Here is a 1,961-nt window from a genome sequence, read left to right as displayed (position 1 = left end):
TGGTGTGGGTGTGGTCGAGGGGGAGGGGGAGGGTGTGTGCGCCGTGGTGGTGGAGGGTGTTGAGGACGGCGGTGATGAGGGGGTGGTCGGTGTGGCTGGCGGGGAGAGGGATTAGCCAGGTTCCGGTCAGTAGACCGTCGGCTGCTGCTCTGGTGGTGGGGGTGTGAGGTTTCCAGGTTTCGCGGTAGATCCAGGTGTTGATGGTGTTCTGGTCGCGTTGCTGCTGGTGCCAGGCGGACAGCGCCGGCAGCAGGGTGTCGAGGGATGCGTCGGCCTGGACGTCAAGGGTGGTGGCGAGGGCTTGGGCATCTTGTTCTTCGACTGTCTCCCAGAACCGGGCCTCGACCTCACCCAACGCCCCAACGGACGGCTTCTGTGCTGCCTCATTGTCCGGGGACGCGGTGAGCCAGAAGCGCTGCCGCTGGAAGGGGTAAGTAGGCAGGTCAATGCGCTGGGGGTGGGGGGTGTGGCGGGTGTAGTGGGTGGTCCAGTCGACGGTCCGGGTGGTGTGGGTGTGGGCGAGGCTGGTGAGGAGGCGGTGGGTCTCGTCGGTGTTGCGGCGCAGGGTTCCGGTGACGGTGACCTGGTTGCTGGCGTCGTCGGTGGTGTCGTGGATGGCGGTGGTGAGGGTCGGGTGGGGGCTGCATTCGATGAAAAGGTGATGGTTGTCGTGGTGGAGGGCCTGAATGGCCTGGGTGAAGCGGACAGGCTGCCGGAGGTTGCGGTACCAGTACCCGGCGTCCAGGCTGGTGGTGTCGGCCCACTGGTTGTCGAGCGTTGAGAAGAACGGGATGTTCCCCTGGCGGGGGGTGATGTCCGCGAGGCCGGCCAGCAGCTCGTCCCGCACACTCTCCACGTGCGGGCAGTGGGAGGCGTAGCCGACGGGGACCTGTTTCGCTCTGATGCGGTGCTCACGGCAGTGGGCAAGAAGCTCCTCGACCGCTGATCTCTCGGCGGAGACGATCGTGGAGTGGGGGCTGTTGTGTGCGGCGATCCATGCCTGTCCGGCCCAGTGCTGCTCCAGGAGGGCGCTGGTGTCTTCTCCGGGCAGGGCAACGGCGAGCATGCCTCCGGCGTCGCCGATCATCTGGTCCAGCAGCCCGCTGCGCAAGGCGATGACCTTGGCGGCGTCGGGAAGGGTGAGGGCTCCGCAGACGTGGGCGGCGGCGATCTCGCCCTGAGAGTGCCCGATCACCGCGTCGGGGGTGATGCCGTAGGAGGACCATACCGATGCCAGGGACACCATGACGGCGAACAGCAGCGGCTGGACCACACCCGCCTGCTCCCACACCGGATCATCCCCCGGGCACCTGAGGACCTCCTCCAGGTCCCAGCCGGTGTGAGGGGCCAGGGCCTGCCCGCACTCACGCATCGACGCAGCGAACACCGCCGAACTTTCCAGCAGCCGCAGGCCCATCCCCGCCCACTGCCCGCCCTGACCGGGGAACACGAACACCGTCCCACCGGCGCTCTCACCCGTGCTGGTACCCCGGACCACCGCCGGGTGCTCCTCACCAGCTGCCAGAGCCGACAGCCCGTCCAGGAATCCCTCCCGATCCCCGGCTAGCACGACCGCTCGGTGATCGAACACCGACCGGCCCGAGGCGAGGGAGAACCCCACATCCGCCAAGACCGTTTCAGGCTGGGTGGTGAGCAAACGGCACAGCTGACCCGCCTGCGCCCGCAAGGCCACATCCGACTTCGCCGACACCGGCCACGGCAATGGCAATGGCAGCGGCAGTCCTGATGAAGGCGTCTCCCCGTCCTCCTGGCCCAGAATCCCGGACTCCTCAGCAGGCGCCTGCTCGATGATGACGTGCGCATTCGTCCCGCTGACCCCGAACGAGGACACCCCCGCCCGGCGCGGCCGCCCGTCCGTCTCCGGCCACGGCACCGCCTCCGTCAGCAGCCGCACCGCACCCGCATCCCAGTCCACATGCGGCGACGGCTCATCCACATGC

General features: G+C 68.2%; 1 protein-coding gene and 1 pseudogene. Both read right to left on the bottom strand.

Annotation, left to right across the window (positions count from 1 at the left end; translation table 11 throughout):
- Positions 1-1,498 (bottom strand): acyltransferase domain-containing protein (locus ABZ951_RS33810; RefSeq protein ID WP_361281788.1); only part of this gene is annotated, 1,498 nt, incomplete at its 3' end.
- An 81-nt stretch (positions 1,499-1,579) separates the two neighbouring features.
- A pseudogene (locus ABZ951_RS33805) lies at positions 1,580-1,936 on the bottom strand (ketoacyl-synthetase C-terminal extension domain-containing protein); the annotation flags it as partial.
- Positions 1,937-1,961: the final 25 nt, after the last annotated feature.

This window comes from Streptomyces sp. NPDC046215 (assembly GCF_040646215.1).
GTDB lineage: Bacteria > Actinomycetota > Actinomycetes > Streptomycetales > Streptomycetaceae > Streptomyces > Streptomyces stramineus.
The sequence above is the reverse complement of the archived record's forward strand: the minus strand, read 5'-3'. Positions and strand labels throughout refer to the sequence as shown.